The sequence below is a fragment of the Knoellia tibetensis genome (genome assembly GCF_048606415.1).
GTDB lineage: Bacteria > Actinomycetota > Actinomycetes > Actinomycetales > Dermatophilaceae > Knoellia > Knoellia tibetensis.
This window is the reverse complement of the sequence record NZ_JBMBWF010000001.1, coordinates 976556-1002871: the sequence shown is the minus strand read 5'-3', so window position 1 is coordinate 1002871 and position 26316 is coordinate 976556. Positions and strand designations below refer to the sequence as shown.

Genomic DNA, 26316 nt, shown 5'->3' with positions numbered 1-26316 from the left:
CCTCGTTGAGGGTCAGGAACTCAGGATCGACACTACTGCGGAGTAGGTAGGAGGCAAGGCCGAGCCGCCGTGCCGCCAGTCACACCACGTCGCCGCTGCGCCCCTCGCACGCAGAAGGTCCCACGGAGCGAGGCGTAGGGGCCGCGTTCCGTGGGACCTTCATCAGGGCGATGGAGCCCGGCGGCGTCAGGCCTTCTTGGTGGCCTTCTTCGCCGTCTTCTTGGCCGTCGTCTTCTTGGTCGTCGTCTTCTTGGCCGCGGACTTCTTCGTCGTCTTCTTGGCGGCGCGCTTGCGGGTCGTCGGGCCCTTGGCGCGCTTCTCGGCGAGCAGCTCGAAGGCGCGCTCCTGGGTGAGCGTCTCGAGGTCGTCGTCGCGGCGGAGGGTCGCGTTCGTCTCGCCGTCGGTGACGTACTCGCCGAAGCGGCCGTCCTTGACGACGACGGGCCTGCCGGAGACCGGGTCGGCCGCGAACTCCTTGAGCGGCGGCTTCGCGGCGGCCCGGCCACGCTGCTTGGGCTGGGCGTAGATCGCCTCCGCCTGCTCGAGCGTGATGTCGAAGAGCTGCTGCTCGGTCTCGAGCGAGCGCGAGTCCGTCCCCTTCTTGAGGTAGGGACCGTAGCGACCGTTCTGCGCCGTGATCTCGACCTGCTTCGTCGTCTCCTTGCCGTCCTCACCGGTGACGGTCTCGGTGGTGACACCGACGACGCGCGGCAGCGAGAGCAGCCGGAGCGCGGTCTCGAGGTCGAGCGTGGCGAGGTCCATGTCCTTGAAGAGCGACGCCGTCCGTGGCTTGACCTTCGCCTTGCCCTTGAGCGCCGCGGTCTCCTCGTCCAGAACCTCGGTGACGTAGGGCCCGTAGCGCCCGGCCCTCGCGACGATGTCGCGGCCGTTCTCGGGGTCCTGGCCGAGCACGCGACCGTCGTCGGCGGCGGTCTCGAGCAGCTCGCGCGCCTTCTCGGGCGTCATCTCGTCGGGGGCGATGTCGTCGTTGATCGTCGCGCGACGAGGGGTGGACCCGTCCCCGGAAGCGGAGTCGCCGGCATACGTGTCGGAGACCTCACCGGTGGAGAGGTCGACGCCGGCGGGCGCGACCTCCTCGACGTAGGGGCCGTAGCGGCCGACGCGCACGACGATGCCGTCGCCGATCTCGATGGTGGAGATGCCGCGGGCATCGATCTCGCCGAGGTCGGCGACGAGGTCGCGCAGACCCTCGCTCGAGGAGGCCTCGTCGCCGAAGTAGAAGCGCTTGAGCCAGGTCGCGCGCTGCGCGTTGCCCCCGGCGATCTCGTCGAGGTCCTCCTCCATCGAGGCGGTGAAGTCGTAGTCGACGAGCCGGGTGAAGTGCTCCTCCATGAGGCGGGTCACCGCGAAGGCGAGCCACGAGGGCACGAGGGCGTTGCCACGGTTGGAGACGTATCCGCGGTCCTGGATCGTGCCGATCGTCGACGCGTAGGTCGAGGGGCGGCCGATGCCCTTCTCCTCCATGGCCTTGACGAGCGTGGCCTCGGTGTAGCGGGCGGGCGGCGAGGTGTCGTGGCCACCGGCCTCGGCGCGCAGGGTCCTCAGGGCCGCACCCTCGCCGAGGCGGGGGAGGCGGCGCTCCTCGTCGTTGCTGGCGTGCCGCTGCTCGTCGCGGCCCTCCTCGTATGCCGCGAGGAAGCCGCGGAACGTGATGACCGTGCCGCTCGCCGTGAACTCGACGCGCTCGGCCGGAGCGCCGGAGGCGAGGTCCGCGCCGAGCCTCACGGTCGCGGTCGAGCCGCGGGCGTCGGCCATCTGCGAGGCGATGGTGCGCTTCCAGATGAGCTCGTAGAGGGCGAACTCGTCGCCGCGCAGCTCGCCCGCGACCTGCGCGGGGGTGCGGAACCGGTCGCCCGCGGGGCGGATGGCCTCGTGCGCCTCCTGCGCGTTCTTGACCTTCTTGGCGTAGTTGCGCGGGGCGTCGGGGACGTAGTCGCCGCCGTAGAGGTCGCGCGCCTGCTGGCGGGCGGCGGTGAGCGCCGACTGCGACAGGGCCGTCGAGTCGGTACGCATGTAGGTGATGTAGCCGTTCTCGTAGAGCCGCTGCGCCACGCGCATCGCGTTCTTGCTCGAGAGACGGAGCTTGCGCGAGGCCTCCTGCTGGAGCGTCGACGTCGTGAACGGCGCGCTCGGGCGGCGGGTGTAGGGCTTCTCCGCAACCGAGACGACCGACACGTCGGCGGACATCACCGCGGTGGCGATGCCCGTCGCGGCGGTCTCGTCGAGGTGGGCGACGTCGCCCTTGAGGCGGCCGTCGTCACCGAAGTCGCGACCCGAGGCCACGCGGCGTCCGTCGACCGAGGACAGGCGGGCGGTGAACGCCGACGCCTCCGCGTCTGGCGTGAAGTCGCCCTCGACGTCCCAGTAGTTCGCCGAGCGGAACGCCATCCGCTCACGCTCGCGCTCGACGACCATCCGGGTCGCGACCGACTGCACGCGGCCGGCGGACAGCCCGGCCTTGACCTTGCGCCACAGGACCGGTGAGATCTCGTATCCGTAGAGACGGTCGAGGATGCGGCGGGTCTCCTGCGCGTCGACGAGCGCGGTGTCGAGGTCGCGGGTGTTGGAGGCGGCGCGCTGGATGGCCTCCTTGGTGATCTCGTGGAAGACCATGCGCTTGACCGGGACCCGCGGCTGGAGGGTCTCGAGGAGGTGCCACGCGATGGCCTCGCCCTCGCGGTCCTCATCGGTGGCGAGGTAGAGCTCGTCGGCGTTCTTGAGCAGGCGCTTGAGCTCGGCGACCTTCTTCTTCTTGTCGCTGTCGACGACGTAGTACGGCTCGAAGTCGTTGTCGACGTCGACGCCGAACTTGCCGAAGGGGCCCTTCTTGATCTCGGCGGGCATCTCCGAGGGGGTCGGGATGTCGCGGATGTGGCCGACGGACGCCTCGACGTCCCAGTCGGCGCCGAGGTAGCCGGCGATGGTCTTGGCCTTGGCCGGGGACTCGACGATGACGAGCTTGCGGCCCGTTCCTGCGGGGCTCATGGCGCACCTGTCCTTTGCTGGTCTCCTCGTGCAGCGGATTCGTCGCTGCTCCGACGAGGGGAACGGGAGTGACGGTACAGCCTCTGCTCAGGCTGTCGAGTCCAGCCCCAACACCTCGGACCGCCTCGCGCGCATGACCTCGCGGTCGGGCGAGTGGCCGCGGCCTTGCGGTCGGCTTCGCGCAGGTGTGCCGTCCCCAACCCGAGCGAGGTGGCGTGGACGACGACGTCGGCACTGGGGCGGACGGTATACGGGAAGTTCGTCCGGAAGGTGGCTTGACCCTCACGCGACGGGAGGCGCCACCGTGGACCCATGACCACGACACGAGAGACTGTGGCGGTGGACGAGGAGCTCACGGTGGGCCAGGTGGCCGAGACCTTCGGCGTGACGGTGCGGACCCTGCACCACTACGACGAGATCGGCCTGCTCAGCCCGTCGGAGCGCTCGCAGGCCGGCTACCGGCTCTACACCGCCGACGACCTCGAGCGGCTCGCGACCATCGTCACCTACCGGCGGCTCGACCTGCCGCTCGACGAGGTCGCCGCGCTGCTGCGGGGCGACGGCTCGACGCTGGAGCACCTCCGGCGCCAGCGCGACGCGGTCCTGCACAAGGTCGAGGAGCTGCATGGGCTCGTCGACGCGATCGACCGAGCGATGGAGAGAGAGATGAACGAGCAGCCGGCCACCCACGAGGACCTCAGGGAGATCTTCGGCGAGGGCTTCAGCGACGAGTACCAGGCCGAGGCGCAGGAGCGCTGGGGCGAGACCGATGCGTGGAAGCAGTCGGCCCGCCGGACCAAGGGCTACACGAAGGCGGACTGGGAGCGGATCAGGGCCGAGGGCGATGCCGTCAACGCGGCCTTCGTCACCGCGCTCGAGGCGGGACTGCCCGCGGACTCGCCCGAGGCGATGGACGCGGCCGAGGCGCACCGGGCCCAGATCGACACGTGGTTCTACGACTGCTCCCACGACTTCCAGCGCAACCTCGCGGACATGTACCTCGCCGACCCCCGGTTCACGAAGACCTACGAGGACATCGCGCCCGGGCTCGCGCAGTACGTCCGCGACGCGATCCACGCGAACGCCGACCGCCACGCCTGAGTCCACTTTTGCTCCCCGTGCAGGAACCTTGAGGGTGCGGAGGGACCCTTTCCCTCCGCACCCTCACGCTTTCCTCCGGATGCCGGAGCCTTCGGTATGCCGGCCGCCCGCCGCCGTGCCCGGCTGTCCTCGCGCTCGCCTAGGCTCGGCCCGTGAGCGGACAGGGACTCTTCCTCGCCTTCGAGGGCGGCGACGGCGCTGGCAAGTCGACCCAGGTGCGCCTGCTCGCCGGGGCTCTCGAGGCGCTCGGGCGGGAGGTCGTCGTGACCCGGCAGCCCGGCGGCACCCAGCTCGGCGCCGCGATCCGCGACCTGGTCCTGCACGGCGACCACGTCTCGCCGCGGGCCGAGGCGCTGCTCTTCGCCGCCGACAAGGCGCACCACGTCGACCAGCTCATCCGGCCGGCGATGGACCGGGGCGCCGTCGTCGTCACCGACCGCTACACGGACTCCTCCGTCGCCTACCAGGGCGCCGGTCGCGACCTCGGCGCGGTCGAGGTGCACGACCTCCAGATGTGGGCGGTCGACTCGCTGCTGCCCGACCTCACCGTCATCGTCGACGTCCCGACCGAGGAGGGGCGGCGCCGGCGAGGCGAGGTCCACGACCGTCTCGAGTCCGAGGCCGACGCCTTCCACGATGCGATCCGTCACCACTTCCTCGCGATGGCGCAGGGTGCCCCCGAGCGCTACCTCGTCGTCGACGGCACCCTCGCGCCCGAGGAGATCCACGCCGCCGTCATGGGCAGGCTGCAGTCCTCGGGACTGCTCGACGGTGGTGCCGGGTGAGCGTCTGGCGCGACGTCATCGGCCAGGAGCCGGCGGTCGCCACGCTCTCGCGGGCGGTCGAGGACCCGGCGGCGATGACGCACGCCTGGCTGCTCACCGGCCCTCCGGGGTCGGGGCGCTCGGTCGCGGCGCGGGCGTTCGCCGCCGCCCTCCAGTGCCCGTCGGGCGGCTGCGGGGAGTGCCGCGAGTGCCGGACGGCCGCCGACGGCACCCACGCCGACGTCGACGTCATCGCGACCGAGGGCCTGTCGATCAAGGTCGAGCAGGCCCGTGACCTCGTCGCCCTCGCCCAGCACCGCCCGTCGCTCGGCCGGTGGCGCGTCATCATCGTCGAGGACGCCGACCGCCTCACCGAGCGTGCGGCGGACGCCCTCCTCAAGGCCCTCGAGGAGCCGGTCCCGCGCACCGTGTGGATGCTCTGCGCCCCCTCCGTCGAGGACGTCATCATCACGATCCGCTCGCGCTCGCGGCACGTGCGCCTGCGGACCCCCTCGGTCGAGGCGGTGGCCGAGCTTCTCGTGCGCCGGGACGGCGTGGACCCACCGATGGCGATGTATGCCGCCCGCGCAGCGCAGTCCCACGTCGGCCTCGCCCGCCGGCTGGCACGCGACGAGAACGCCCGCATCCGCCGGCACGACGTCATCACGCTGACGACGAAGATCCGCACCGTCGGCGACGCCATCGACGCGGCGTCGGACCTGTCGACGATCGCGACCGAGGAGTCGCAGGCCTCCTCGGCCGAGCGCGACGCCGCCGAGAAGGCCCGGCTCATGGAGGTGCTCGGCGCGGACCCGACCGCGCGCACCCAGCCGCCGCACATCCGCTCCCAGCTCTCCTCGCTCGAGAAGGAGCAGAAGGCGCGGGCCACCCGCTTCTCGCGCGACATGGTCGACCGCTCGCTCGTCGACCTGCTCTCCGTCTACCGCGACGCGCTCGTCCTGCGCACCGGCGCACCCACCGCCCTCGTCAACGAGGACTCGCGCCAGACGGTCCAGCAGGTCGCGCAGGTCCTGTCCTCGGAGAGGCTCCTCGTCGCCATGGACGCCATCGGCACCGCCCGCGAGCGCATCGCGGCCAACGTCCAGCCGCTTCTCGCCCTCGAGGCGATGGCCCTCGACCTGCGCCTGCCGCGCTGAGTCCGAGGTCCGGACTGGCCACAAGAGCGGGCGACACCACGGATGACGCGGACACCTGCGATCGTCCGGGTTGCAACCGCGAAGGTCCGCGACAACCGCGTCGCGTCGAGGGCGGAGCCGGCAGCGGGTCACCCGCGCTGCGTGGGCCGGCATACGTCAGGTTCGACCCGTAGGGTCGTCGCCATGCGTCGCCTGTCCCTCCCCGCCGCCCTCGTCGCGGTCGCCCTCCTCGCCTCCGGCTGCACGACCATCGGCGACCTGCTCGACCGGGGTGAGCCGCAGCCGTCGTGGTCGCCGCAGGAGCCGCCGGCGGGCATGAAGGGCATGGACGAGTTCTACGGGCAGCGCCTCGCGTGGGAGGACTGCGGCGGCGGGCAGTGCGCGCGGCTCGAGGTGCCGCAGAGCTATGCCGAGCCTGACGGCGACACGATCGAGGTTGCGGTGCTCAAGGTGCCGGCGAGGAGGGGCTCGCAGCGGATCGGCTCGCTCGTCGTCAACCCCGGAGGCCCCGGTGGGTCGGGCGTCGACTACGCCCAGGCCGCGGACTTCATCGTGGGCTCGGCGGTGCGCCAGCGGTTCGACATCGTCGGGTTCGACCCCCGCGGCGTCGGCCGCTCGGCTCCGATCGACTGCATCACCGACCCCGAGCTCGACGCCTTCCTCGGCCAGGACCCGACGCCGGACGACAGCGCCGAGCAGCAGGAGTTCGCCGCCAACGCCAAGGGCTTCGCCGACGAGTGCGGCACCAACGCGGGGCCGCTCCTCGGCCACGTCTCGACCGTCGACGCCGCCAAGGACATGGACGTCCTGCGCGCGGCCCTGGGCGAGCGGAAGCTGCACTACCTCGGCAAGTCCTACGGCACCTACCTCGGCGCGACATATGCCGGCCTCTTCCCCCAGCTCGTCGGGCGCTTCGTCCTCGACGGGGTCGTCGCTCCCGACCTCACCTCGCAGGAGGTCAACCTCGGGCAGGCCAAGGGCTTCGAGACCGCGACCCGCGCGTGGGCGCAGTTCTGCATCGACAAGGGTGGGTGCCCGCTCGGCGGGTCGGTCGACGAGGTCATGCAGGGCATCCGCGACTTCCTCAAGGACGTCGACGAGAAGCCCCTGCCCAAGACCGGCGACCCGGCCGTCACGCAGCTCACCGAGGGCTGGGCATCCACGGGCATCGCCGCCGCGATGTACGACGAGGGGATGTGGGACGGGCTCGTCGAGGCCCTGCGCGACGCGCTCCGCGGTGACGGCGCGGAGCTCATGGGTCTGGCCAACAGCTATGCCGACCGCAACCCCGGCGGCGGCTACAGCGGCAACATCATGGAGGTCATCTACGCCGTCAACTGCCTCGACAAGCCCGAGTCCGACTCTGTCGAGGAGCACGCCGAGGCGGCCGAGTCCTCGCGTGCGGAGGCGCCGACGTGGGGCCCGTTCCTCATGTGGTCCTCGCTCACCTGCGGCTCGTGGCCGGTGAAGACCGAGCGCTCGTCGGAGCCGCCGGCCAAGATCACCGCCGAGGGCGCGCCGCCGATCGTCGTCGTCGGCACGACCCGCGACCCGGCGACGCCCTACGAGTGGTCCGTGCGCCTCCACGACCAGCTCGCGAAGGCGTCGCTCATCACCTACGACGGTGACGGGCACACGGCATACACGCGGTCCAACGACTGCGTCGACAAGCCGATCGACGAGTTCTACGTCAAGGGGACCGTGCCGCGCGACGGCCTGAGGTGCTGACGCGTCGGGCGACGGCGTGGCGGGCCGGGGCGGACGTCGGACCACGCGGCTCGCGCGGCCCGATTTCGGGATGACTCGGGTTGTTCGTATACTCGTGCGGCGTGCTGGACCTCGTCGAGCACCACGCCGCTTTAGCTCAGTCGGCCAGAGCGATTCACTCGTAATGAATAGGTCGTCGGTTCGATTCCGACAAGCGGCTCCACGCAACACCGCAGGTCAGGCCCTCGGGACATCGCTCCCGGGGGCCTTCTGCATGTCCGATTCGCGGCCCTGGGCCCCTTTCGTGCCCCCGATCCGGCTGGCGGCGTCCCAGAGGTTCTGGCCGATGAGATGGCCGTAGAGGTCCATGGTCCACAGTGAGGCGGCCGTGTGGCGCAGGTCGTGGACGCGCAGGCCGGGGCCACCGATCGCCTCAGTCGCGGCGACCCAAGCGACGGAGCGCTTCCAGTTCGACTCGCTCAGCGGTCCGCCGGCAGGAGCGCCGAAGATCCAGTCGGTGGCGGTCCTGCCTTCCATGCGCTGGGTGATGACGTCTGTGGCGCTGGGGGAGGGGGACGGCGCGCACCCGGCCGGTCTTGGAGTGTCCTCGGAGAGGGCCCCCTCAGCGCTCAAAGCGAGCACCGTGCGCTGGATGCGTAGGCGCCGTAGGTGCCCCGGCATGCGTCAGCCAGTGTCTCGAGCTCGGCGTGTGAGATGAACTGGCCTTCACGGGCCCGCCTCGGGTCGAAGCGACGCGAACGCCGACCGCAGGGTTGCGGGTCTACCAGTTGTTTGCGCTGTTGGAGACCCCCATGCGCCATCGGAAACCCGCATAAAACTTCCGCTGACCTGCAAGGATGGGGTTCGTGAGAGTCGCGGAGGGACCAGACGCCTGTGACCAGCACGACTGGGTCGAGGACGACAACGTGATGACATCGGACGAGGCTCACGTCGCGCGGGTGTGCCGCTGCTGCTCAGCGGTCGCGGTCATCGGACCCGACCTGCCGTTCGACGAGGCCTAGACAGCCGGACGTCATGGGTAGTGGCCGCACGGCCCGTTCGGACGAGACCCAGCAACGCTTGTAGGAACGTCGACACGCCCCTCCCGACTCGCACGTCAGGAGGGGCGTGTCGCGGCGAGCGTCGTCAGTCGTTGTCGCGGGTGAGGCCGCGGGAGCCTGACTTGGCCAGGCCGCGCGCGACCATGTATCCGATGGTCAGGAAGGTGATGTACCGCATGGCCTGCTCTGCGCTGAACGGGTCGACGGTGTTGTCGCCGTCGTCGTTGACGACGAGGGCGGTGACCAGGACGGCCAGCACGGTGACGACGTAGGCGATGAGCTCGGTGGTCTTGCGGGCCGGGCGCGTCTCGGTGACGTGGTCGCGGTGGGTGGTGCTGTTGTCGCGGTTCTTGACGTTCGTCATGGTGATCCTTTGAGGATGACGACCCCGGCGCGAAGGCCTGGGGTCTGGCGAGTTAGCTGGTCTGCTCGACGCGCGACAGCCTGCCTTTAGACCGTCGGGGCCACGCTTCATGGGAAGTGGCCGCGGCAACCGCAGCCAAGCGGTCGCATCTGCGCGTCGCCGGGACATTGCCCAATCCTTGCTGCGTCAAACATGAGGCGGCGCCCGAAGCGGTGCGGTAGGTGCAGAGGAAACGCCGCATCGCCCCTCCCGACCCGAAGGTCAGGACGGGCGCTCGGGTCCCACGCTGCTGGAGACGCGATCGGGGTCTACCCGACGTGGGCTCGACCATCCGCGTTGAGCTGAACGCCTGCCGAGCGAGGACTCCGGTGTCTTCGCCCGACAGGTCCCCGGCGGCTCCAGCTTCATCGGGAACGACACCGAGGACGTATTCGGGGGACACCGCTGCACAGCAGCGCGCTCGGCGGGCGGTGTCGGCCAGGACCTGCGAGGATGCACGGCGTGAAGGTCTCGGAGGGCGACGACAGCTGCACCGAGCACGTGTGGGTCACGGACGCGAAGCTGACCACCTCCGACGAGGCGCACGTCGCGAAGGTGTGCCAGCACTGCTCTGCCGTCGCTCTTCTCGGCCCCGACCTGGCCCCCGACACCGACGACGTCACCCGCTGAGCAAGACGCACGTCCGGCTCGACGTCACCGGGCGGGCCAGGATGTCGGCTGCGGCGTCAGGACGAGTGGCTGCCGATCCCACCGTGCGGCTGGGCCGTGGTCTTGAGCCAGGCCCGCGCCTCCGCGAGGTGGTTGATCGCCTCGGCCTGGTCCCGGTTGGCGCCGGGTCCGGCGTCGGCCCGGACCCCCTTGGCCAACCGAGTGATCGCCTGCTCGAGCTCCGCGATGGCTTCGTTGGGTCCGTCCGGCATGACGTTCTCCCCTGCTGTCGCCGCCACACCCGCGCATGACGGTCCGATCCGACGGTAGCCGTCCTTCGTCGGGGCACCCAGCCCCGTCCCGACAGGTGGCGCCCGAAGAGAGGACGGCCCCTCGCCTGCAGGCAGGTGAGGGGCCGTCCGCGTGATGCAGGCGACGTCAGTCGCGGGTCACCCGCAGGCCGACCGGGGCAGGGGCCGTCGGCGCCGACCGGTCGCTGCCGCTGATCCGCGGGGCGCTGGTCGGAGCCGGCGGCTGCTCGGCCGGGAGGTCGAAGCTGCCGAAGACGTCCATGATGACCGGCGCCGAGCCAGCGGCGTTGTGGACGCGGAACTGCGTGTCGATGCTCAGCGGCACGAACGTCGAGTTGGCCGCGGTCTCACCACGGGCGGCGTTGAGGTTGCTCACGGCGGGCTTCGCGGTGTCGGCGTCGTAGACCGTCACGTAGGTCGCCGCCGTGGGGGAGGCGATGGTCGTGTTGGCGGCGAGGGCCCACGTGTCGATCGTGGCGACCGACTCCGGAGCGGTGTGGAGCCGAGCCTCGTTGGCGCCGAGCGGCTTGGCCGGCCCACCGACGCCCGAGCGGGTGTCGATGATGCGGGTCGGCGCGAGCGGCCGGAAGCGCAGGCCCTGGTCGTCGCCCTTCACGTAGTAGCCGACCACGTCGACGATGGCGTGGACCGTGCCCAGGCCACCGTTCTTGACGCTGAAGCCGACCTCGGTGCCCGACAGGCCGGACGCGCCGACGCTCATGTTGGCGATGACCTGGTTCTGGCCGTAGTTGATCGTGGAGAAGCTTGCCGGGGCGTCGGTGAAGGCAGCGCCGGCGGAGAGGAAGCCGGGGCGGCTGCCGCCGAGCACGGTGACGTTCGTCGCCAGGGCGGCGATGTCGTTCGCGTACGGGCCGAACTCCAGCCAGATGGTGACCTCGTCGCCGGAGGCCAGGACCCCACCGTCGGAACGGGAGTCGAAGATCCGCTCCGGCTCGATCGGGGCATAGGTCGAGCCGGGGCCGCCGCTCGGCATCGCCTGTCCGTGGTAGTAGCCCGTGACGTCCGCGAGGATGTGCACCGTGCCGGTGCTGTTGTAGATCCGCACGCGGCCGTCGGCGCCGACGGGCACCGTGACCATGTTGGCGCGGTTGCCGCGGGCGGCGACGTTGAGGTTCGACGTCGCCGGACGGGTCGTGCCGGACGGGTAGGCCGTGAGGAAGGTGTTCGTGCTCGGGGCCACCGCGGCCAGGTTGAGGACCACCGCCGAGACTCCACCCGGGACGCCACCACGGCCGGTGACGAGGAGGGACACCTCCTTGCCGGCCCCGACGAGCCCCTTGGGAGCACCGTTGCCGGTGCGGGTGTCGAGCAGGCGCTGCGGCGAGACGCCGACGAACGTGCCCTGTGCCCCCTCGAAGCTCGGAGCGGCCGAAGCCGCCCCGACGACGGTGGCCGGCTGCGCCGCAGCCGCACCACCGAGACTTGCCCCGACGAGCGCAGCGGCAGCGGCGCCGGTCAGGAGCGAGGTCCTCAACAACATGTGTTTCTCCCCTTGTTCGAGCCGCCGACCACCGGCAGCCTGAGCAGAGTAGAGCCTCGCGGACCCCCGCCTACGGTGATTGGCGCATCCGCGCACAAATGTCACCGCGTCTCGTGGACGCGGTCCCTGTGCGCCGGGGAGATCCGATCCCTCAGTGCGTCCACGAGGTTTCGCACCGCCCGCTGCTGGCTTCGTTCGAAGTGGATGGTCTCGACGTCGTGGCCCTCGCGGACGGACTCGTCGAGGTGCAGCGTCAGCCGGCCCCGACGCAGCAAGTTCGGCGGTGACAGCTCGACCTGCCGGACCGTGTCCACCGGCATGACGCGCTGGGTCCAGCCACCGGCTGCGCGCGACCCGAGTCTCGAGGGCGTGAGCCGCACGAGGCTCAGGCTCTCCCCGATGAGCGTGAGCATCCAGAGGTGCCCGCGAGCGCTGTGGGTCTGCATGTCGTTGACGTACCCGTTTCACTCGTGCCGCACGCACATGGCCCCGCACCTGACCAAGGTGCGGGGCCGTGTCGTTCGCTGCGTGCGTCAGCCGCGAGAAGGGCCAGCGCAGGAGCGCCGTGTCGTCGTCACCATTGCCATCCCTTGCTCATGTGGACACCTCCGAGGGCTCTGTCGCATCGCCGGCTGTTCGTCAACGGTAGGGCGGGCACGAACGACGATCCCGAACGGGCGATGACCATCTCTGTAGGGGTCATTCGGTCGCATTCCGGCAATGGTTCGAGAGGTGGCGGACTTCCGTCAGCGCGCGTGCCACATCTCCTTGGCGACGGCGATCTGCGCGCGGATCCCGGCCATGAGCGCTTCGGTGACCTCGCGCGCGGCCGCCTCGTCGGTGCGTCCGTGCCACGGGGACAGGTCGACCGCCGGACCCACGGACAGGCAGGCCGTGTGCCGGTGCCAGATGTGCTCGCTGCCCTGCTGCGGCCCCCACGTCCCGACCGGGATGACGGGAGCGTCCGGGTGGCGCAGGGCGAGCCGTGCCGCGCCGGTGCGGGCCGGACCCGGCATCAGGTCGGGCTCGGTCGTGAGCCGCCCCTCCGGGTAGAGCGCGACGAGGTGTCCCTTGTCGAGGTGGTCCGACGCGAGGTCGAGGGCGGCAGCCGCCGATGCCGTCCCGCGCGCGACAGGGATCTGCCCCGTCGCCCGGGCGAGCATCCCCACCCCCGGCCAGCCGAAGACCTCCTGCATGGCGAGGAAGTGCGGGAAGCGCCGGTGCCCGATCGCCACTCGAGCGACGGCGAGGGGGTCGGTCATCGTGAGGTGGTTGGCGACGAGGATGACCGGACCGGTGCGCGGCACCGAGCCCATGGTCCGGAACCGCACGCGGTGCGCGAGCCCGGCCGCCGCCCACACGAGGGCGAACCCCGCCGCGTTCTTGACGTGCTGGCGCGGGGTGGGCATCAGAGCCTGCCGAGGAAGCGGTCGACGTCGACGACGACCCGGGTCACCTCACCGGTCGCGACGACCTTCCCGTCCGTATGCCGTCCCGTCACCCGGAAGCGGTGGAGCCGGCCGTCGCTGTGCACCGGGTCCGCGCCGACGACGACCTCGGCGCCGACGGGGGAGGCGGCCGAGTGCTCGAGGGCGACCCGCGTGCCCACGCTCGTGCGGCCCTCGCCGACGGTGGGTTCGAGCGCAGCGCACGTTGCCGCCTCGAGCCAGGCGAGCAGCCGCGGGGTCGCGAGGACCGGCAGGCTGCCCGACCCGAGGGCCGCGGCGGTGTCGCCCTCGCCGACGACGAAGACGAGCTCGGAGGGTGCGGGGCGCGTGCTCATGGGGTCAGTCAAGCAACGACGGCACCCGGGCCGCGTGAGGACGCGACCTCAGGTCTCACGACGACTCGAGCTCGTCGAGGGTGAGCAGCACGAGGGCTGCGGTCCACAGCAGGGGCGCGGGTCCCGCGGGGCTGCCCGACCGGTTGACCTTCTCGGGCAGCGACCCCCACGGCGTCCGGTGGTCGTCGAGCCAGCCGAGCCAGCGCTCGGCGGTCTTCTCGCGGCCCGACGCCGCCGCGGTGTAGGCGACGAGCGCGGTCTCCGGCGTCCACGACGTGCCGTCCTCCTTCCACTCCGCGCCCGGGGCGAGGCCGCCGGAGGAGCGCATGGCGTCACGCTGGTAGGCGAGCCACCGCTTCGTCGTGCGCTCGTCGTCCGGCCCGAACGGCGGCATGAGCATCGCGACGGCCGCGTCGAGCCCGCCGCTCTCGCCGAAGCGCTCGAGCGAAGGACCCATCGACTCGTGCACGCGGGACTCGAGCCGCTTCGCGGCCTGCCCGGCGACCCAGCGCTCGGACGCGGGCCCGTGGTCGGCGGTGGCGCGGAGCCCGGCGAGCATGGGTGCGACGGTGCCGAGCGAGGTCCGGCCGACCGGGATCTCCCAGTAGTCCGGCGACGGAGGCGGCAGCAGCCAGCCGCTCGACGTGAGCCGGAGGACGTTCATGAGGCACTTCGTGCGCAGCGGGTCGGCGGACCGCGGGAGCGTGGCGTCCGACATGGACCCGATGGCCCAGAGCACCCACCCGCAGCCGTCCGACTGCGGTCCTCGTGGGTCGACGACGACGCGCTGGCCGTTGAGCAGGTAGCGCGCGTCGAACCCGTGCTGGGTGTCGAACGGCAGCCGCGCGATGAAGTCGATGACGGCCCGCGCCTCCGCGGAGTGACCGGTCCGGTCCAGCGCGAGAGCGATGAAGGCGCCGTCCCGCGGCCAGAAGTAGTCCCACCGGTCGGCGGCGCCCGCGGCGGGAGCGCGACCCGAGTCGAGACCGCTCATCGCCTGGTGCAGGTCGAGAAGCGCCCAGCGGCTCATCGACTCCCAGTCGGTGCCCTCGCCCGGCACGGTTCCGAGCTCGACCCACTCGCGGGCGGCCCTGACCAGCGAGGCGCCGCGGGGGTCGCCGTCGCCGATCCTGTACTGCGGCGGCGTCGCGAGCTGCGGCTCGGCCCACACACCCTCGGTGTCTGCGCGGGTGCCACACGCGGCGAGCAGGGCGCAGCACAGCGCCAGCACCACGGCCCGCACTCCACGTCGCACGCCTGCCCACCTCCTCGCGAACGGTCCCGGCGAACCTAGCCCGAGCGGGGGGAGGTTGTCCTGCGAACCGGGCGGCCGGCATACCGGACCGCCGCAAGGCCGGTATGCCGTCGACCGACCTCCGCGAGCGACTCACCTAGGCTCGCGCGCATGGTGGACGTCAACGAGTTCGGCCAGCCGGTGGGCGACCTCGTGCCGGAGTGGGAGCAGCGCCCCGCACCGCGGCCTGTCGTGCTGGAGGGGCGCTACGTGCGGGTCGTCCCGCTCGACTCGGTGCACTACGCCGACCTCTTCGACGCCGTGTGCGGGCCGGAGGACGGCGGCCTCTGGACCTACCGGCCGATCGCGCGACCCACCGCCCTCGCCGCACTGTGGATGCACCTCGCGTCGGGCGTCGAGGATTCGGGGACGGTGGCGTTCGCGTTCGTGCCGCTCGAGGGCGAGCGCGCCGGCCGGGCGACCGGGATCGCCCACTACACGCGCATCGACCCGCGGACCGGCCAGGTCGAGGTCGCCGGCGTCCTCCACGGCAAGGCCCTGCAGCGCACCCGCGCCGCGACCGAGGCGATCTCGCTGCTCATGCGGCACGCCTTCGAGGACCTCGGCTACCGGCGCTTCGAGTGGAAGTGCGACAGCCTCAACGAGCCGTCGCGCCGGGCCGCCGCCCGCCTCGGCTTCACCTACGAGGGCCGCTTCCGGAACCACATGGTCACGCAGGGCCGCAACCGCGACACCGACTGGTTCTCGGTGACGGGTGAGGAGTGGCCGGCCCTCCGTGCCCGGCACGGCGCCTGGCTCGACCCGGCGAACTTCGACGACGAAGGCCGCCAGCGGTCGTCGCTGGCGACCTCCTGAGCGGCTCCGGATGGGCGTCAGTCGTTCGAGTCGCTGAGGGGCTTCTCCTTGGTGGCGAGCTCTTCCTTGGCCTTGGCGGCCGCGTGGGCGTGCTCCTCCTCGGTGCGCGCGGCGGTGCTCGCGTGCGGGTCGCCGTCGTGGCCGGCCGGCATGCGCCAGCGGGCGGTCGAGACGCCGGCCTCCTTGGCGCGGGCGATCGCCTCGTTGACGGTGCGCTCGGCGTCCTCGCGACCCGCCCAGTGCGCACCCTCGACGGACTTGCCCGGCTCGAGGTCCTTGTAGGTCTCGAAGAAGTGCTGAATCTCGAGGCGGTCGAACTCGCTGATGTGCTCGAGCTCGGTGATGTGCGCCTTGCGCGGGTCGCCCGCGGGGATGCAGAGGATCTTGTCGTCGCCGCCGGCCTCGTCGCGCATGTGGAACATGCCGATGGGGCGCGCGCGCACGAGGCAGCCGGGCCAGGTCGGCTCGTCGAGCAGCACGAGGGCGTCGAGGGGGTCGCTGTCCTCACCGAGGCTGTCCTCGACGTAGCCGTAGTCCGACGGGTACGCCATCGACGTGAAGAGCATCCGGTCGAGCCGGATGCGCCCGGTCTCGTGGTCGACCTCGTACTTGTTGCGGTGACCCTTGGGGATCTCGATGGTGACGTCGAACTCCACGGTGGTGGCCTTCTTTCGGATGGGTATGGATGACCTACGCTCGGGGACCAGTGTCCCGTATGAGCGCAGGGGCGCCAACGAAAGGGGTCCGATGCGACGGGCGGTTGTGGCGGGGGTCACGCTCCTCCTCGTCGGCGTCACCGGCTACGCCACCGCGGACGTCCTCGATGTCGCGCCCGGCATCCTCACCCGCGACGGTGCGACCGTTGCCCCGCCGACCCCCACGGGCTCCGCGACCGCCTCGCCGGCCTGGGCCGCGCTGCCGAGCCCCGCGCCCTCGCCCATCTCGGCCTCGCCGAGCGCCTCCTCCACTGCCCCGCCGCCCTCGGGCGCCGCGCTCGCCAAGGCGCTCGGAGCCATCGTCACCGACCCGTGGCTGGGTCCGAGCGTCGGCGTGAGCGTGCGCGACGGCGAGACCGGCGAGGAGCTGTATGCCGTCCAGCCGGCCGCCGCTCGCGCCCCCGCCTCGACGCTCAAGATCCTCAGCGCCTTCGCGGTCACCTCGCACCTCGACCTCGACGCCCGGATGACGACGAGGGTCGTCACCGGGGCCACCCCGAGCGAGGTCGTCCTCGTCGCCGGTGGCGACACGTTGCTCGGCACCGGTGCGTCCGACCCCATGTCGGTCGAGGGCCATGCCGGTGTCGCGACGCTCGCCACCGAGGTCGCGCGGTCGCTCGACGAGCGCGGCACGGGAGCGGTGACGCTGCGGGTCGACGCGACCTACGCCGCCGGCCCCCGCTACCCGGCGACGTGGAAGAAGGAGGACATCGCCGCCGGCTTCACCCAGTCGGTCTCGATGCTCGACCTCGTCTCCCAGCGCGCCGGTGGTGGCAAAGCCGCCCCGCCCGTGCCCGAGGCCGGCGTCGCCGCAGCCCTCGCGAAGGCCCTCACGGCCCGCGGCCACGCGACGACGGTGGCGCCCTTCAGTGGCCACGGCACCCCAGCCCCCGCCGGTGCGACCGAGCTCGGCGCCGTGGAGTCCGCGACCTATGCCGAGCACCTCGGCTTCGCCCTCCAGCACAGCGACAACGCCCTCACCGAGAACCTCGTCCGCCAGGCCATGGTCGCCGCCGGCGCGTCGCCCGGTTCGCCGCTCGGCCCGCCGCAGTTCGTCGTGCGGACGCTCGCGGAGGCCGGTGTGCCCACGGCGGGGCTCAAGCTGCTCGACACGAGCGGGCTGTCCCCGGGCCAGACGGCGACCGCGACCGCGATGGCCGACGTCCTCGCACTCGCGACGACCGGCAAGGACCGCGACTTCCTCCGAGCGGTCGCGAGCCTGCCCGTCGCCGGGCTCAACGGGAGCCTCGCCGACCGCTACCGGGGCAAGGAGACCAAGGCCGTGGCCGGCATACCGAGGGCCAAGACCGGCACGCTCAAGGGGATCTCGAGCCTCGCCGGGACGACCGTGGACGCCGACGGGCACGTGCTCGTCTTCGCCGTCCTGGCCGATCGTGTGCCAGCCTCGTCGGGAACGCTGGGCGCACGCGCGGCGTTGGATCGCTTCGTCACCGCGCTCACCCTGTGCGGATGTCACTGAGCCGAGGAGGCAGCGTGAGCAACAGCTACGTCGACTGGGAGTTCGCCAAGACCACCGGGCGGACGCTCGTCAACGCCGGACCGAGCGTGTCCGCCGACGAGGCCGCCGCCGAGGTGGGGGCCATCCGCGAGGCCGCCCGCAAGGCGCACGGCCCGGTCGCGGAGACCTCCCGTCTCCGCACCCCCGACGACGCGCCCGAGGCGCTCGTCGTGGACCGCCCGACGTGGATCGCCATGAACGCCGACTCGATGGGCGCGATGCTCGACCCGGCGTTCGAGCAGATCCTCACCAGGCGGGGGCCCGAGGCGGCACCGAGCGGTCTCGCTTCCGCCATCGGCGGCAAGGTCACCGGCGCCGAGGCCGGGGCGCTGCTCGCGTTCATGTCGAGCAAGGTGCTGGGGCAGTACGACCTCGCGCCCGGGGGCACGCCCTCGCTCCTGCTCGTCGCACCCAACCTGCTCCAGGTGCAGCGCGAGCTCGACGTCGACGCCGCGGACTTCCGGGCGTGGGTGTGCATGCACGAGGAGACCCACCGCGTGCAGTTCACCGCGGTGCCGTGGCTGCGCGACCACATGGTCGCCGAGGCGCGCACGCTCGCGACCGAGATGGCGCCGGACCAGGACCGGCTCCAGGAGCTGACGAAGACGCTGCGCGAGAAGCTGCCCGAGGCCTTCACGAGCGGGTCGAGCGGCATCACCGACCTCGTCATGACGCCCGAGCAGCGCGAGAAGCTCGCCGAGCTCACCGCCGTCATGTCGCTCCTCGAGGGCCACGCCGACGTCGTCATGGACGACGTGGGGCCGGCCCACATCCCCACCGTCTCCGAGATCCGGGCGAAGTTCACCGAGCGCCGCAAGGGTGCCGGCGCCCTCGACAAGCTGCTGCGCCGGCTCCTCGGGCTCGAGGCCAAGATGCGCCAGTACCGCGACGGCGCCGCCTTCGTCCGCGGGGTGCAGGAGCGCGTCGGCGTCGAGGGCTTCAACGCCGTCTGGACCTCGCCCGAGACCCTGCCGCGCCCGCTCGAGATCACCGACCCGGCGGCCTGGGTCACGCGCGTCCACGGCTGAGCCGGGTCCACCCGTGAGCGGTCCGCACCCGTCGACGGCGGCGATCCGGCTCGCTGTGCGTTCCGCGCTCGCGGACCTCTCGCCGGGCGCACTCGTCCTCGTCGCCTGCAGCGGGGGTGGCGACTCGATGGCGCTCGCCGAGGCCGTCGCCCACGAGCAGCGGCACCGCGACTGGACCGGGGGCGCGGTCGTCGTCGACCACGGTCTCCAGCCGGGGTCCGACGAGGTCGCCGCGCGCGCGGCCGCGTGGCTGCGCGACCTCGGGCTCGACCCGGTCGTCGTCGAGCGGGTAGCGGTGTCCGACAACGGATCGGGTCTCGAGGCAGCGGCGCGCGATGCCCGTTACGCAGCTCTCGACAGGGTCGCCGAGCGCGCTGGTGCCGAGGTCGTGTTCCTCGGCCACACGCTCGACGACCAGGCCGAGCAGGTGCTCCTCGGTCTCGTCCGCGGGTCCGGTGCGCGTTCCTTGGCCGGTATGCCGGCCGCGCGAGACCGCGTCCGCCGTCCCCTCCTCGGCGTGACCCGGCAGCAGTGCCGGGAGTCGTGCCAGGCCGAGGGCGTGCCGTGGTGGGACGACCCGATGAACGCGGACCCGTCCTTCACGCGGGTCCGGGCGCGACGGGCCGTGGCGGGCCTCGAGGCCGACCTCGGGCCCGGGGTCGCCGCCGCGCTCGCCCGCTCGGCCGACCAGCTGCGCGAGGACGCCGACCACCTCGACGCCCTCGCGGACGCCGCCGTCCAGTCGCTCGGACCCGGACCGTGGCCGGTGGACGACCTCAGCGCCCTGCCCCGTGCCGTCCGGACCCGGGTCTGGCGCCGGCTGCTCGTCGCGGAAGGTGCGCCGGCGGGGCAGGTGGGCACACGGCATACGGAGGCGTGCGACCGGCTCCTCACGCACTGGAGCGGGCAGGGTCCGCTCCACCTGCCGGGGGACCTGAGGGCCGTCCGCTCCGGCGGCGCCGTCAGGCTGTCGCGCTGACCGTCAGAGCGCGGCGAGCGCCCCGGCAGCGCCGACGAGGGCACCGACGAGTCGTAGCCGGTCGACGACGAGCAGCCGCCGGAGCAGGTCGGGGTCGTGGCCCCGGCCGAGGCGACCGTGCAGCGGCGCCGCCCCGATGGCGGTGAGCGCCCCCGACCACCCGGCGCCGGCGGCCGCGACGAGCGTGCCGACGCCGCCGGGTCCCGAGAGCAGCGACGCGGCGACGGCCGCGAGGAGCCCGAGGTAGACGATGCCCACGACCGGGGTGATCCGGCGGGAGTGGGTGTCGTGCACCGTCGCCCACCGGTCGGGGCCGACGTCGGCGAGCGCGGGGTAGACGACGAGCGTGACGGTGAGCTGGAAGCCGAGGTGCGCGCCGCTGGTGAGGAGGAGCCAGGCCGCCGCGCCGGTCATCGGGGAGGCTTCCCGAACGCCTCCGCGGCGAGGTCGAGCTCACCGTCGGCGAGCGCGTCGACGATCCTCCGCGCGAGGAGCGAGCCGAGCGCGCCGCTCGCGCCGACGACGGCCACGCGGGCACCGGACAGGTCTCGAGCCGTCATGGGCCGACGATAGACCGGCGCGGCGTCACCGTCCGTGGACCGCGTCGGAGGGCTGGCTCGAGGGCTCGGGCGCTGGTGTGCGGGGTCCCGGCTGTCCCTCGACCCCACCCGTCCGGTTGACTGGCCCTGACGGACCGTCGACACGAGAGGGAGAAGGCACCGTGGACGCTGCCCACATGGGAGCAGACCTCGAGCGGGTTCTCATCACCGAGGACGAGATCCAGGCCAAGCTGGCCGAGCTGGCCGAGGAGATCGCTGCGGAGTACGCCGGCAAGGACGTGCTGCTCGTGGGGGTGCTCAAGGGTGCGGTCATGGTCATGGCAGACCTCATGCGCGCCCTTCCGATCACCGCGCCGGTCGACTGGATGGCCGTCTCGTCCTACGGCTCGGGCACCAAGAGCTCGGGCGTCGTCCGGATCCTCAAGGACCTCGACACCGACATCTCGGGCAAGCACGTGCTCATCGTCGAGGACATCGTCGACTCCGGCCTCACGCTCTCGTGGATCCGGTCCAACCTCGAGTCGCGCCACCCCGCCTCGGTCGAGATCTGCACCCTGCTGCGCAAGCCCGACGCCGCCAAGGTCGAGGTCGACGTCAAGTGGGTCGGGTTCGACATCCCCAACGAGTTCGTCGTCGGCTACGGCCTCGACTACGCCGAGCAGTACCGCGGCCTGCGCCAGGTCGGCACGCTCGCCCCGCACGTCTACTCCTGACCCCAGCTTTTGCTCCCCATGAGGGAAGGTTGAGGGTCCGGAGGGAACATTCCCCTCCGGACCCGCAACGTTGCCTCCGGAAGCGGGCGGTGCGGCGACTGGGAGCCCGGAACACGCGGCATACGCCGGTCGTTGTTCGATCGGACGCACCCGGGACCGGACGCACCGTCACGGGTAGCGTGTGTACCCAGCCAGTGGCGCGCGAGCGTGCACGGATGAGCTCGTTGATCAGGAGGACGTGGGGCCACCGGCCCCATTCACATCTATGGATGCCAAGCGCGTGTTCAAGGCCCCGTTGTTCTGGGTCCTGGCGGTCATCGCCATCACCGTCGTGATGTTCTCGTTGGGAGGGGACGGCGGCTACGCGACGATCGACACGGCCAAGGCCGAGAAGCTCATCACCGACAAGAAGGTCGACAAGGCCGAGTTCACGAGCGACAACGTCCTCAACCTCGACCTCAAGGCGGACTCGGCGTTCAGCGACGAGAAGGCGAACATCTCGGGTGCCGACAAGGTCCGCGCCGAGTTCGTCGACGCCCGCGCCGAGTCCCTCGTCGAGCTCGTCAAGGCCAACCCGCCCACGGACGGCTACAACGACAAGCGTGAGACCCAGAACCCGTTCTGGTCGCTGCTCATCAGCATCTTCCCGATCCTGCTGCTCGTCGGTCTCTTCTGGTTCATGATGAGCCAGGCGCAGGGCGGCGGCTCGCGGGTCATGCAGTTCGGCAAGTCCAAGGCCAAGCTCGCCACGAAGGACACCCCCAAGGTGACCTTCGACGACGTCGCCGGCGCCGACGAGGCCGTCCAGGAGCTCCACGAGATCAAGGAGTTCCTCTCCGACCCGGCGAAGTTCCTCGCGGTCGGGGCCAAGATCCCCAAGGGCGTCCTCCTCTACGGCCCGCCCGGCACCGGCAAGACCCTCCTCGCCCGCGCCGTCGCCGGTGAGGCCGGCGTGCCGTTCTACTCGATCTCGGGCTCGGACTTCGTCGAGATGTTCGTCGGTGTCGGCGCCTCGCGAGTCCGCGACCTCTTCGAGCAGGCCAAGGCCAACGCCCCCGCCATCGTCTTCGTCGACGAGATCGACGCCGTCGGCCGCCACCGTGGGGCCGGGCTCGGCGGTGGCCACGACGAGCGCGAGCAGACGCTCAACCAGCTCCTCGTCGAGATGGACGGCTTCGACGTCAAGACCAACGTCATCCTCATCGCGGCGACCAACCGTCCCGACATCCTCGACCCGGCCCTGCTGCGCCCGGGCCGCTTCGACCGCCAGATCGCGGTCGAGGCTCCCGACATGCTCGGCCGCCACCGCATCCTCGAGGTCCACTCGCAGGGCAAGCCGATGGCCCCCGGCGTCGACCTGCTCGCGGTCGCCCGTCGCACGCCCGGTTTCACCGGTGCCGACCTCGCCAACGTCCTCAACGAGGCCGCTCTGCTCACGGCCCGCACCGACAAGACGCTCATCGACGACTCCACCCTCGACGAGGCGATCGACCGCGTCATCGCCGGGCCCCAGAAGAAGACGCGCATCATGTCGGCCAAGGAGCGCAAGATCACGGCCTACCACGAGGGTGGCCACGCGCTCGTCGCCGCGGCGATGAACCACACCGACCCGGTCACCAAGGTGACGATCCTCCCGCGCGGCCGGGCCCTCGGCTACACGATGGTCATGCCGATCGACGACAAGTACTCGACGACCCGCAACGAGATCCTCGACCAGCTCGCCTACGCCCTCGGTGGCCGCGTCGCGGAGGAGATCATCTTCCACGACCCGACGACCGGTGCCGCCAACGACATCGAGAAGGCCACCGCGATGGCTCGCAAGATGGTCACCGAGTACGGCATGAGCGAGCGCGTCGGCGCGATCAAGCTCGGCCAGAGCCAGGGTGAGGTCTTCCTCGGCCGCGACATGGGCCACCAGCGCGACTACTCCGAGCGGATCGCCGGCATCGTCGACGAGGAGGTGCGCAACCTCATCGAGGCCGCCCACGACGAGGCATGGCACGTCATCAACGACAACCGCCACATCCTCGACCGCCTCGTCCTCGAGCTCCTGGAGCGCGAGACGCTCAACCAGAAGGAGATCGCCGAGGTCTTCGAGGGCATCGTCAAGCGCCCGCTGCGCCCGACGTGGCTCTCGAGCGAGCACCGCGGTATCTCCGACCAGCCGCCGGTCCTCACGCCCGCCGAGCAGGTCGCCCTCAACGGCAGCGCCAACGGCCACGGGCCGTCCGGCGAGCCCAACGGCGCCCACGTCAACGAGGGTGACCCCTCGACGACCGCGGCGATCGACCGGGCCGCCACCGAGGGTGCGCACCCGGCGGCCGAGGCCGCCGAGGAGCACCCGCCCACCCAGGTGATCGAGGTTCCAGAGGGCCAGCGTGTCGACCCCGACGCCCACTGACGGCGGGTCGGCCGTGCCCGACACGAGCGACGAGAGCGACACCCTGCCCCCGCGCCAGGTCGACCACGACCGCGCTCGGAGGGCCGTGCGCGAGCTGCTCCTTGCGATCGGGGAGGACCCCGACCGCGAGGGGCTGCGCGACACCCCCGACCGCGTCGCGCGTGCCGCGACCCAGCTGTATGCCGGCCTGTCGCAGGACCCTGCCGACGTCCTGTCCACGCGCTTCTCGATCGACCACGAGGAGCTCATCATCGTGCGCGACATCGAGATCTACTCGACGTGCGAGCACCACCTGCTGCCCTTCCACGGCGTCGCGCACGTCGGCTACATCCCGTCGCCCGACGGCACCGTGACCGGCCTGTCCAAGCTCGCTCGGCTCGTCGACGTCTTCGCCCGACGCCCGCAGGTGCAGGAGCGCATCACGACGCAGGTCGCCGACGCGCTCGTCGACCACCTCGGTGTGCAGGGCGTCATCGTCGTCATCGAGGCCGAGCACCTCTGCATGTCGATGCGCGGCGTCCACAAGCCGGGGTCGCGGACCATCACCTCCGCGGTGCGGGGGCAGCTGCGCGACCCGGCGACGCGGTCCGAGGCGATGTCGCTGCTCCTCGGCGGCAAGCGGTGAGCGGCACCCGGTGATCCCGCTCGTCGCCGGACCCCGGCCCCTGGTCATGGGGGTCGTCAACGTCACGCCCGACTCCTTCAGCGACGGTGGGGAGTGGTTCGAGCCCGAGGCTGCGATCGGCCACGGGCGCGAGCTCCTCGCGGCGGGCGCGGACCTCATCGACGTCGGTGGCGAGTCCACGCGCCCGGGCGCCGAACGGCCCCCGGTCGAGGAGGAGCTGCGCCGGGTCGTCCCCGTCGTGCGCGCGCTGGCGGCCGAGGGTGCCATCGTCTCCATCGACACGATGCGCGCCTCCGTCGCCGCAGCGGCGGTCGAGGCGGGTGCGGGGATCGTCAACGACGTGAGCGCAGGCCTCGCGGACAGTGACATGGCAGGGCTGGTGGCGCAGGCCGGCATACCGTTCATCGCCATGCACTGGCGCGGGCACAGCACGGAGATGCAGTCGCGCGCCGTCTACGACGACGTCGTCGAGGACGTGTGCCGTGAGCTGCGCGAGCGCGTGGAGTCGTTGCAGGAGAGCGGCATCCGCGCCGAGGACATCATCCTCGACCCTGGTTTCGGCTTCGCCAAGACCGCCGCACACAACTGGACCCTGTTGAGCCGGCTCGACGAGGTCGTCGCCCTCGGCCACCCGGTTCTCGTCGGCACCTCCCGCAAGACCTTCCTCGGGCGCCTCGGCCGGCCGGACGGGGCGGAGCCGCGACCGCCGATCGAGCGGGACCTGTCGACGGCGGTGACGTCCTTCCACGCGGCGCGCTCAGGGGCATGGGCGGTGCGGGTGCACGACGTCGCCTCGACGACCCAGGCGCTCGACGTCGCCGACGCCCTGCGAACCACCGGAACGGAGGAGGACGCATGAGCGACCGGATCACCCTCAAGGGCATCTCGGCCACGGGCTACCACGGGGTCCTCGACTTCGAGAAGCGCGACGGCCAGACCTTCGTCGTGGACGTCGCGATGGAGGTCGACCTCGGCCCCGCCGGCACGAGCGACGACCTCGACGACACCGTCAACTACGCCGAGGTGGCCGGCGACGTCGTCGCGCTCATCGAGGGCGAGTCGCTCGACCTCATCGAGGCGCTCGCCGACCGCATCGCCGCCAAGGTGCTCACCCGGCCGCTCGTCGAGTCGGTCGTCGTCACCGTCCACAAGCCGCAGGCGCCGGTCGGCCACCCCTTCACCGACGTCGCGGTCACGGTCGAGCGGCTGCGCGAGACCCCGGTCGTCATCGCCATCGGGTCCAACATGGGTGAGCCGCTCGAGACCATCCAGAACGCCGTCGGGGCCCTCTGGCTCGCTCTCGACCTCAAGGCGGCCTCGCGCGTCTACGAGACCGCCCCCGTCGGGGGGCCGGCCCAGTCGGCCTACCTCAACGCCGTCGTCGTCGGGACGACCTCACTCTCGCCGCAGCGGCTGCTCCGAACCCTCCAGGACATCGAGCTCGACCATGGCCGGGTGCGCAAGGAGCGGTGGGGCCCGCGCACGCTCGACCTCGACATCGTCCAGTACGGCGACCCCGTCTTCGACACCGACGTCCGGCTCTCGACCGAGGCGCTCACCCTTCCCCACCCGAGGGCGCACGAGCGCGCCTTCGTCCTCGTCCCGTGGGCCGACGCCGACCCCGAGGCCGCGCTGCGGGTCCAGGGTCAGGTGCGGCGGGTCGCCGACCTCGCCACAGAGGTCGGCAGCGCCGGCGTCGCCCTCGGTCCTGACGTCGACCTGTTGGAGGACGGGTGGTGAACCGCGGCGTGCGGGCGGCAGTCGCGCTGCTCGTGACCCTGCTCGTCGGTGCTGCGTCCTGGCTGCTCTGGGCCCTCGTCACCGGAGGCGGGACGCTCGTCCCGCGCCCGTCGTGGCTGGCCGCGGTGCTCCTGCTCGGGATGGCGGCGTTCGTCGCCGGGTTCGCCTGGCCGGTCCGCTCCTACCTCGCCGGCCGCTCGACGAAGCGCCTCTACCCCCTCCGCGCTGCCCGCGTCGTCGTCCTCGCGCAGGCGGCCACCCTCACCGGGGCGGCTGCCGCCGGCTGGTATGCCGGCCAGCTCGCCGTCGTCGCGAGCGACCTCTCGCTCGTGGCCAACCAGGACAGGTTGTGGCGGCTCGCGGTCCTCGTCGGTGCGGCGGTGCTGCTCGCCGCAGCAGGGCTGCTGGCCCAGTCCTGGTGCCGCGTCGACCCTCGCGACGACGACGACTGACTGCGCGTTCGGCCCGTCCTCCCGGGTGCGGGCGGACTTGCCGAACGCGCAACCACTGGCTGCGAGCCGC

Annotated in this window: 28 protein-coding genes and 1 tRNA gene; 17 read left to right on the top strand and 12 right to left on the bottom strand. The window is 71.8% G+C overall.

Annotation, left to right across the window (positions count from 1 at the left end):
- Window positions 1-186 precede the first annotated feature (186 nt).
- Window positions 187-3006 carry a type I DNA topoisomerase gene (gene topA / locus ACOJV7_RS04840; RefSeq protein WP_420189009.1) on the bottom strand — a complete coding sequence of 940 codons (2820 nt, stop codon included), beginning with the start codon at window positions 3004-3006 and terminating at the stop codon, window positions 187-189.
- A 312-nt stretch (window positions 3007-3318) separates the two neighbouring features.
- Here topA and ACOJV7_RS04835 point away from each other — a divergent pair, with 312 nt between their 5' ends.
- The 5 genes from ACOJV7_RS04835 (at window position 3319) to ACOJV7_RS04815 (ending at window position 7958) form a co-directional block, all read left to right on the top strand.
- Window positions 3319-4107: a MerR family transcriptional regulator gene (locus ACOJV7_RS04835; RefSeq protein WP_420189008.1), complete on the top strand. Its 789-nt coding sequence runs from the start codon at window positions 3319-3321 to the stop codon at window positions 4105-4107.
- A gap of 152 nt (window positions 4108-4259) precedes the next feature.
- Entirely contained in the window at window positions 4260-4892 is a 633-nt protein-coding gene (gene tmk / locus ACOJV7_RS04830; RefSeq protein WP_420189007.1) for a dTMP kinase, read from the top strand.
- Window positions 4889-6028, top strand: coding sequence for a DNA polymerase III subunit delta' (locus ACOJV7_RS04825; protein WP_420189006.1), 1140 nt, complete (start codon window positions 4889-4891; stop codon window positions 6026-6028). Before tmk ends, ACOJV7_RS04825 begins: the two co-directional genes overlap by 4 nt.
- A 183-nt stretch (window positions 6029-6211) precedes the next feature.
- On the top strand, window positions 6212-7756 hold the full coding sequence (locus ACOJV7_RS04820) for an alpha/beta hydrolase (protein WP_420189005.1): 1545 nt from the start codon (window positions 6212-6214) through the stop codon (window positions 7754-7756).
- Window positions 7757-7881: 125 nt separating this feature from the next.
- Window positions 7882-7958 (top strand) — tRNA-Thr (locus ACOJV7_RS04815).
- A 14-nt stretch (window positions 7959-7972) separates the two neighbouring features.
- On the opposite strand, the gene ACOJV7_RS04810 is transcribed toward ACOJV7_RS04815, so the two are convergent.
- Entirely contained in the window at window positions 7973-8272 is a 300-nt protein-coding gene (locus ACOJV7_RS04810) for a hypothetical protein (RefSeq protein WP_420189004.1), read from the bottom strand.
- A gap of 329 nt (window positions 8273-8601) precedes the next feature.
- Here ACOJV7_RS04810 and ACOJV7_RS04805 point away from each other — a divergent pair, with 329 nt between their 5' ends.
- On the top strand, window positions 8602-8757 hold the full coding sequence (locus ACOJV7_RS04805; protein WP_420189003.1) for a hypothetical protein: 156 nt from the start codon (window positions 8602-8604) through the stop codon (window positions 8755-8757).
- A gap of 124 nt (window positions 8758-8881) precedes the next feature.
- Here the strand turns inward: ACOJV7_RS04805 and ACOJV7_RS04800 are convergent, their stop codons facing one another.
- The gene (locus tag ACOJV7_RS04800) at window positions 8882-9160 is read right to left on the bottom strand and encodes a hypothetical protein (RefSeq protein WP_420189002.1); all 279 of its coding nucleotides are present in this window, start codon (window positions 9158-9160) and stop codon (window positions 8882-8884) included.
- A 501-nt stretch (window positions 9161-9661) separates the two neighbouring features.
- Between ACOJV7_RS04800 and ACOJV7_RS04795 the strand changes: the two genes are divergently transcribed.
- Window positions 9662-9829: a hypothetical protein gene (locus ACOJV7_RS04795; RefSeq protein ID WP_420189001.1), complete on the top strand. Its 168-nt coding sequence runs from the start codon at window positions 9662-9664 to the stop codon at window positions 9827-9829.
- A gap of 56 nt (window positions 9830-9885) precedes the next feature.
- Here ACOJV7_RS04795 and ACOJV7_RS04790 read toward each other — a convergent pair whose 3' ends face one another.
- The 6 genes from ACOJV7_RS04790 to ACOJV7_RS04765 all read right to left on the bottom strand — a co-directional run bounded on the left by ACOJV7_RS04790 (window position 9886) and on the right by ACOJV7_RS04765 (window position 14658).
- Window positions 9886-10080 (bottom strand): hypothetical protein, encoded by a 195-nt coding sequence (locus ACOJV7_RS04790; protein ID WP_420189000.1) that lies wholly within the window; start codon window positions 10078-10080, stop codon window positions 9886-9888.
- Between the two features lie 166 nt (window positions 10081-10246).
- Window positions 10247-11620, bottom strand: coding sequence for a hypothetical protein (locus ACOJV7_RS04785; RefSeq protein WP_420188999.1), 1374 nt, complete (start codon window positions 11618-11620; stop codon window positions 10247-10249).
- A 101-nt stretch (window positions 11621-11721) separates the two neighbouring features.
- A complete protein-coding gene (locus ACOJV7_RS04780) occupies window positions 11722-12066 on the bottom strand; it encodes a hypothetical protein (RefSeq protein ID WP_420188998.1) in 345 nt (114 codons plus the stop codon).
- Between the two features lie 300 nt (window positions 12067-12366).
- On the bottom strand, window positions 12367-13029 hold the full coding sequence (locus ACOJV7_RS04775) for a lysophospholipid acyltransferase family protein (RefSeq protein WP_420188997.1): 663 nt from the start codon (window positions 13027-13029) through the stop codon (window positions 12367-12369).
- Window positions 13029-13403, bottom strand: coding sequence for a thioesterase family protein (locus ACOJV7_RS04770; protein WP_420188996.1), 375 nt, complete (start codon window positions 13401-13403; stop codon window positions 13029-13031). Before ACOJV7_RS04770 ends, ACOJV7_RS04775 begins: the two co-directional genes overlap by 1 nt.
- A 55-nt stretch (window positions 13404-13458) precedes the next feature.
- A complete protein-coding gene (locus ACOJV7_RS04765; RefSeq protein WP_420188995.1) occupies window positions 13459-14658 on the bottom strand; it encodes a glycoside hydrolase family 15 protein in 1200 nt (399 codons plus the stop codon).
- A 150-nt stretch (window positions 14659-14808) separates the two neighbouring features.
- On the opposite strand from ACOJV7_RS04765, the gene ACOJV7_RS04760 reads away from it, so the two are divergent.
- Complete coding sequence (locus ACOJV7_RS04760; protein ID WP_420188994.1) at window positions 14809-15513, top strand: GNAT family N-acetyltransferase; 705 nt, start codon at window positions 14809-14811, stop codon at window positions 15511-15513.
- A gap of 17 nt (window positions 15514-15530) precedes the next feature.
- On the opposite strand, the gene ACOJV7_RS04755 is transcribed toward ACOJV7_RS04760, so the two are convergent.
- Complete coding sequence (locus tag ACOJV7_RS04755; protein ID WP_420188993.1) at window positions 15531-16169, bottom strand: inorganic diphosphatase; 639 nt, start codon at window positions 16167-16169, stop codon at window positions 15531-15533.
- 91 nt (window positions 16170-16260) lie between these two features.
- On the opposite strand from ACOJV7_RS04755, the gene ACOJV7_RS04750 reads away from it, so the two are divergent.
- From ACOJV7_RS04750 to tilS, 3 genes are read left to right on the top strand one after another with little or no spacing between them, the layout of a single operon-like run.
- Window positions 16261-17709, top strand: coding sequence for a D-alanyl-D-alanine carboxypeptidase/D-alanyl-D-alanine-endopeptidase (locus ACOJV7_RS04750; protein WP_420188992.1), 1449 nt, complete (start codon window positions 16261-16263; stop codon window positions 17707-17709).
- Between the two features lie 14 nt (window positions 17710-17723).
- Window positions 17724-18776: a zinc-dependent metalloprotease gene (locus tag ACOJV7_RS04745; protein WP_420188991.1), complete on the top strand. Its 1053-nt coding sequence runs from the start codon at window positions 17724-17726 to the stop codon at window positions 18774-18776.
- 13 nt (window positions 18777-18789) lie between these two features.
- Complete coding sequence (gene tilS / locus ACOJV7_RS04740; RefSeq protein ID WP_420188990.1) at window positions 18790-19755, top strand: tRNA lysidine(34) synthetase TilS; 966 nt, start codon at window positions 18790-18792, stop codon at window positions 19753-19755.
- Window positions 19756-19758: 3 nt separating this feature from the next.
- On the opposite strand, the gene ACOJV7_RS04735 is transcribed toward tilS, so the two are convergent.
- Both ACOJV7_RS04735 and ACOJV7_RS04730 read right to left on the bottom strand, forming a co-directional pair.
- Complete coding sequence (locus ACOJV7_RS04735) at window positions 19759-20169, bottom strand: hypothetical protein (protein WP_420188989.1); 411 nt, start codon at window positions 20167-20169, stop codon at window positions 19759-19761.
- A complete protein-coding gene (locus tag ACOJV7_RS04730) occupies window positions 20166-20315 on the bottom strand; it encodes a hypothetical protein (protein ID WP_420188988.1) in 150 nt (49 codons plus the stop codon). Before ACOJV7_RS04730 ends, ACOJV7_RS04735 begins: the two co-directional genes overlap by 4 nt.
- Window positions 20316-20476: 161 nt before the next feature.
- Between ACOJV7_RS04730 and hpt the strand changes: the two genes are divergently transcribed.
- The 6 genes from hpt (at window position 20477) to ACOJV7_RS04700 (ending at window position 26246) form a co-directional block, all read left to right on the top strand.
- Window positions 20477-21028 carry a hypoxanthine phosphoribosyltransferase gene (gene hpt, locus ACOJV7_RS04725; RefSeq protein ID WP_474542186.1) on the top strand — a complete coding sequence of 184 codons (552 nt, stop codon included), beginning with the start codon at window positions 20477-20479 and terminating at the stop codon, window positions 21026-21028.
- A gap of 265 nt (window positions 21029-21293) precedes the next feature.
- The gene (ftsH, locus tag ACOJV7_RS04720) at window positions 21294-23429 is read left to right on the top strand and encodes an ATP-dependent zinc metalloprotease FtsH (protein ID WP_420188986.1); all 2136 of its coding nucleotides are present in this window, start codon (window positions 21294-21296) and stop codon (window positions 23427-23429) included.
- Window positions 23407-24054 (top strand): GTP cyclohydrolase I FolE, encoded by a 648-nt coding sequence (gene folE / locus ACOJV7_RS04715; RefSeq protein ID WP_420188985.1) that lies wholly within the window; start codon window positions 23407-23409, stop codon window positions 24052-24054. The genes ftsH and folE overlap by 23 nt, the downstream gene beginning before the upstream one ends.
- A 10-nt stretch (window positions 24055-24064) precedes the next feature.
- Window positions 24065-24913, top strand: a complete 849-nt coding sequence (gene folP, locus ACOJV7_RS04710; protein WP_420188984.1) for a dihydropteroate synthase — start codon at window positions 24065-24067, stop codon at window positions 24911-24913.
- On the top strand, window positions 24910-25794 hold the full coding sequence (gene folK, locus ACOJV7_RS04705) for a 2-amino-4-hydroxy-6-hydroxymethyldihydropteridine diphosphokinase (protein WP_420188983.1): 885 nt from the start codon (window positions 24910-24912) through the stop codon (window positions 25792-25794). The genes folP and folK overlap by 4 nt, the downstream gene beginning before the upstream one ends.
- Window positions 25791-26246, top strand: coding sequence for a DUF3180 family protein (locus tag ACOJV7_RS04700; protein ID WP_420188982.1), 456 nt, complete (start codon window positions 25791-25793; stop codon window positions 26244-26246). The genes folK and ACOJV7_RS04700 overlap by 4 nt, the downstream gene beginning before the upstream one ends.
- Window positions 26247-26316: the final 70 nt, after the last annotated feature.

Bases quoted from the DNA above. Each gene is read 5' to 3' on its own strand.
- topA (WP_420189009.1), bottom strand. From the start codon at position 3,006: ATGAGCCCCGCAGGAACGGGCCGCAAGCTCGTCATCGTCGAGTCCCCG.
- ACOJV7_RS04835 (WP_420189008.1), top strand. From the start codon at position 3,319: ATGACCACGACACGAGAGACTGTGGCGGTGGACGAGGAGCTCACGGTG.
- ACOJV7_RS04820 (WP_420189005.1), top strand. From the start codon at position 6,212: ATGCGTCGCCTGTCCCTCCCCGCCGCCCTCGTCGCGGTCGCCCTCCTC.
- ACOJV7_RS04810 (WP_420189004.1), bottom strand. From the start codon at position 8,272: ATGGAAGGCAGGACCGCCACCGACTGGATCTTCGGCGCTCCTGCCGGC.
- ACOJV7_RS04800 (WP_420189002.1), bottom strand. From the start codon at position 9,160: ATGACGAACGTCAAGAACCGCGACAACAGCACCACCCACCGCGACCAC.
- ACOJV7_RS04790 (WP_420189000.1), bottom strand. From the start codon at position 10,080: ATGCCGGACGGACCCAACGAAGCCATCGCGGAGCTCGAGCAGGCGATC.
- ACOJV7_RS04785 (WP_420188999.1), bottom strand. From the start codon at position 11,620: ATGTTGTTGAGGACCTCGCTCCTGACCGGCGCCGCTGCCGCTGCGCTC.
- ACOJV7_RS04780 (WP_420188998.1), bottom strand. From the start codon at position 12,066: ATGCAGACCCACAGCGCTCGCGGGCACCTCTGGATGCTCACGCTCATC.
- ACOJV7_RS04775 (WP_420188997.1), bottom strand. From the start codon at position 13,029: ATGCCCACCCCGCGCCAGCACGTCAAGAACGCGGCGGGGTTCGCCCTC.
- ACOJV7_RS04770 (WP_420188996.1), bottom strand. From the start codon at position 13,403: ATGAGCACGCGCCCCGCACCCTCCGAGCTCGTCTTCGTCGTCGGCGAG.
- ACOJV7_RS04760 (WP_420188994.1), top strand. From the start codon at position 14,809: ATGGTGGACGTCAACGAGTTCGGCCAGCCGGTGGGCGACCTCGTGCCG.
- ACOJV7_RS04750 (WP_420188992.1), top strand. From the start codon at position 16,261: ATGCGACGGGCGGTTGTGGCGGGGGTCACGCTCCTCCTCGTCGGCGTC.
- ACOJV7_RS04735 (WP_420188989.1), bottom strand. From the start codon at position 20,169: ATGACCGGCGCGGCGGCCTGGCTCCTCCTCACCAGCGGCGCGCACCTC.
- ACOJV7_RS04730 (WP_420188988.1), bottom strand. From the start codon at position 20,315: ATGACGGCTCGAGACCTGTCCGGTGCCCGCGTGGCCGTCGTCGGCGCG.
- ftsH (WP_420188986.1), top strand. From the start codon at position 21,294: ATGGATGCCAAGCGCGTGTTCAAGGCCCCGTTGTTCTGGGTCCTGGCG.
- folK (WP_420188983.1), top strand. From the start codon at position 24,910: ATGAGCGACCGGATCACCCTCAAGGGCATCTCGGCCACGGGCTACCAC.